Genomic DNA, 3,807 nt, shown 5'->3' with positions numbered 1-3,807 from the left:
GCTTATGTTACAATACCGCCATGATAGAACTTGATAACCGAACCGATAAAACCTATAATTTTTTGTTGCTGGAACAAATCGCTGATACCTTAACCGATCAGGAGATTGAGCTAATCCTAACCGATAATACTGAAATAACCGAAATAAATCGTGAGTTTCGTGGCATCGACAAAGCCACCGATGTTCTCAGCTTTCCGAGTGATCCATTCCCAGGGGCACCGATAGGAAGTATGGTAATCAGTGTCGATAAAGTTGCGAGTGTAGCGCAAGAGTTGGGTCACAGCAACGATGATGAAATTGCCCTCCTTTTTATTCACGGGCTTCTTCATCTAAAAGGGTTTGATCACGAAGTTGATAATGGTGAGATGCGTCAAAAAGAGGTCGAGCTGATCGAAAAATTTAATCTACCTAAGAGTCTTATAGTAAGAGCATCAGAAGAGTAGTTATTGATCCTGTGACGGAGCTTTTTTAATATATCCTAAATCATCAAGCTTATTGTAAATAGCAGATACCATTCCGCCCGTTGCTTCCCCACCGTGACCTCCGTGCTCAACCATGACCGTAACAATAAATTGTGGATTATCAGCAGGTCCATAGGTGGTAAACCATGCATGAGATCGTTTCAAGTACTCCATATCTTTTTCATTAAGACGATTTTTAACACTCTGACTAATTCCCGTTGTTTGCGCTGTCCCTGTTTTCCCTGCAATAGGAAAACGGGTAGAAAGGTATGCTTTTGCTGTCCCGCCAGGTTCATTACATACACCACGCATCGCATTTTGGATAATAGGGAGTTTGCTTTTTTCCTTAGGAGTCAATACATCTAATGCAGCCGGCATATAAGGATTATCTCCGATTTTTTTAGCAATATGAGGAACAGGAAGCTTTCCTGTTGCCATAAGTGCCGTCTGTGAAGCGATTTGCATTGGAGTAACCAGTAAATCACCTTGTCCGATCGCTGTGTTTAGTGTTTCACCCTGATACCATGCTTTATGGAACTTTTCGCGCTTCCATGCACGCCCTGGAACAGTTCCAATAAATTCATTAGGCAAATCAATACCCGTTTTTTTACCAAAGCCCATTCTCATGATACCATTACTCATTCGATCAATACCGACTTGAATTGAACCTTGATAAAAATAATCATCACAACTCTCTACAATTGCTTTGCTAATGTTAGTTGCACCGTGTCCAGTTTTTTTCCAGTCACGAAAGACACGATTCCCTAAACGCATTGATCCGGTACTCATGATGGTTGTGTCTTCATTCCATATACCTGAAGTTATATAGAGCAATCCCATATTATTTTTGATGGTAGAACCGGGTGGATAAAGACCATTAATCATTTTGTTAGTAAAGGGTGAATCGACACTCATCATAAGCGCCTTCCAGTCCTCAGAACTGATTCCCGACACAAAATGATTAAGATCATATTCAGGATAGCTTCCTGCCGCGTATATTGCACCATGAATATCCATAACAATAATAGCACCGACCCGTTTTTCAAAAGCTTGTGTAATAAAATTTTGAAGTCTCATATCGATATTCAACACCAAATTATGGTTTTCCTGTGTCGCACTCCGCCCTATCTCTTCGATTTCGACATTATGGGCATTAACTTTAATCCGACGCTCACCTGCAACCCCTTGCAAGTATTTGTTGTAATATTTTTCAATACCGTTTTTACCGACATGACCTAAAAGTTGTAATGATGGGTCTGCATCAATCTCTTTTTGGTTTGCTTTCGCCACATATCCTATCAGATGGGCTCCCACAAGTCCGTAAGGATAAAGTCGTTTTGGTGAGGGTGAAATTTTAATGGTTCCTCGTAAGTTCATGATAGAATATAGAGGAATAATCGTTTCATGCGGGATGAAATCTACAACATCAATAAAAGAATGGTTGTAGTACGAGTCTTCTTGTATATACGTCTTGGCGATTTTTGCACCGTCCAATGACGGTATCATAGAGAGTAAATACTGAATCTCTTTATCGAGCAACGTTCTATCTTTTCCCTTTGTCAAATGGGGAGAAAACGCTATTTTAAATCCGAGTTCGTTAATCGCTATAGGTTCATTATTTCGATCGAGTATCTCTCCGCGTACCGGAGCTGAGAGCTCTGATTTAATACTGTTGTTTTCCGATAGTGTTTCATAATACTCGTTAAATTGGATAGAAAGGTGAAAAACGCGTACAATCAAACCAATCCAAACGATAATAAAAAGTGTCAGTAATATTTTAATTTTCATATCAATACCGCAATAACTAAAAATTCAATAATCATGTAGAGTAAAATATGCCAGTCCAAAATAGGTACACTCAAGAGCATAAGTTGATTAAAAAACCATATAAATGCCCAATACACTGGATATGAAAGCCCAACAAAAATTGCTGCCATACAAATTTTACATCGGATCATTTGCTCTATTTTTGGGAGTAAAAAACGTGATAATACCGTAAAAAAGAGGATAGTACTTCCAAACCAAAACCCTTTTTCAGCCTCAAAGACCAACATCATAGCAATAATAGTTACCAAGGTAAAAAGATCATGTCTACTTAATGCATTATGGTATGAAAAGAATAAAACCGCCAACAAAGGAGGCATAAGTAAATAGATACTGCTTAAGCTAATGTACCCGATAAAAAGAACGACTAAAAAAAGTCGACTTATAAGGTTTTGATAAGAGAAACTTCGTTGCATACGGGAAAGTGTTTACATTTAATACAATCAGCCCAAATTTTATGTTCAGGGATAGACTCTTTGGGAATTTCTACAAATCCCAAACGTTCAAAAAAGCGTTGTTGATAGGTCAACGCTAAAACCTCTTTTAAACCTAAACGTCGTCCCTCTTCACACGCATTTTCAACCAAAGTACTTCCGATATTATGTCCACGATACTCCGTATCGATAATCATAGATCGGAGTTCCGCTAAAGCTGGGGAGTGGATATGCAAAGCAACAAATCCAACCAGTATTTCCCCATCCATCGCTAAAAAATACGAACGTATATTAGTAGCGATTTCATCGTTGCTACGAGGCAATATAACACCGCTCTCTATCTCCGGTTCTACGAGCAGTTGCATAGCACTAATATCGTGTAACGTCGGTTTTTTATAGGTGATATTCATACTTCGTCACTTTTCAATAGACGATAAAGATACTCAACGATTGCGTCTACACCGCGACGTTTCGAGTTGGAGACCATAATCGCTCCAGGGAACCGTTTTTTGAGTTCTGAGAGCTCTTTTTGGTTCAGTTTGTCGATCTTGGTGAAAATAGTCACTATATCCTGATCCGGTGTACAGATATCGTTTAAGTAAGCATCAACGGAACGGTCAATCTCTAAATCGGGATGACGACAATCGATGAGATGGACAAAAATACGGATTTGTTTCCGTTGTGAAATAAAATCAGTGAGGTTGCTCTCCCAATCGGTTTTTAATGATTTTGCTACCTTCGCATAACCAAACCCCGGTAAATCGACAAATTTAGCACTCAGTCGCTCATTGGTTTTGCGATCAGCAAAGAGAACATCAAAATAGTTTATTAAGCGTGTTTTTCCCGGTGTTGCAGAGACTTTAGCCAATGATTTACGCTTGGTGAGGGTGTTAAGTAATGAGCTTTTGCCTGTATTCGAGCGAGCCATAAACGCCACTTCATTTTGGTATTCATTTTCAGGTGTTAACCGTATATTAGGTGCCGAGGTTAGAAACGAGGAATCTATAATTTCAATCATTTCGCAGGACTTTTTTCTTTTGATTTTTTATCTTGGAGGGTAAATGTCATAATGACAGGCTCATTATTAG

General features: G+C 39.0%; 5 protein-coding genes. 1 reads left to right on the top strand and 4 read right to left on the bottom strand.

Annotated features, from left to right (window positions below; all coding sequences use genetic code 11):
- The first annotated feature begins 20 nt into the window (after positions 1-20).
- Positions 21-443: an rRNA maturation RNase YbeY gene (ybeY, locus tag JZU62_RS07290; protein ID WP_295013353.1), complete on the top strand. Its 423-nt coding sequence runs from the start codon at positions 21-23 to the stop codon at positions 441-443.
- Here the strand turns inward: ybeY and mrdA are convergent, their stop codons facing one another.
- The 4 genes from mrdA to yihA form a co-directional block, all read right to left on the bottom strand.
- Positions 444-2,249: a penicillin-binding protein 2 gene (gene mrdA, locus JZU62_RS07285; RefSeq protein ID WP_295013351.1), complete on the bottom strand. Its 1,806-nt coding sequence runs from the start codon at positions 2,247-2,249 to the stop codon at positions 444-446.
- Positions 2,246-2,536, bottom strand: a complete 291-nt coding sequence (locus JZU62_RS07280; protein ID WP_295013349.1) for a hypothetical protein — start codon at positions 2,534-2,536, stop codon at positions 2,246-2,248. Before JZU62_RS07280 ends, mrdA begins: the two co-directional genes overlap by 4 nt.
- Positions 2,537-2,667: 131 nt before the next feature.
- Positions 2,668-3,129 carry an N-acetyltransferase gene (locus JZU62_RS07275; RefSeq protein WP_295013347.1) on the bottom strand — a complete coding sequence of 154 codons (462 nt, stop codon included), beginning with the start codon at positions 3,127-3,129 and terminating at the stop codon, positions 2,668-2,670.
- Complete coding sequence (gene yihA / locus JZU62_RS07270) at positions 3,126-3,737, bottom strand: ribosome biogenesis GTP-binding protein YihA/YsxC (RefSeq protein WP_295013345.1); 612 nt, start codon at positions 3,735-3,737, stop codon at positions 3,126-3,128. The genes JZU62_RS07275 and yihA overlap by 4 nt, the downstream gene beginning before the upstream one ends.
- Positions 3,738-3,807: the final 70 nt, after the last annotated feature.

The organism is Sulfuricurvum sp. (assembly GCF_019163035.1).
Classification (GTDB): domain Bacteria; phylum Campylobacterota; class Campylobacteria; order Campylobacterales; family Sulfurimonadaceae; genus Sulfuricurvum.
This window is presented reverse-complemented; position numbering and strand designations above follow the sequence as displayed.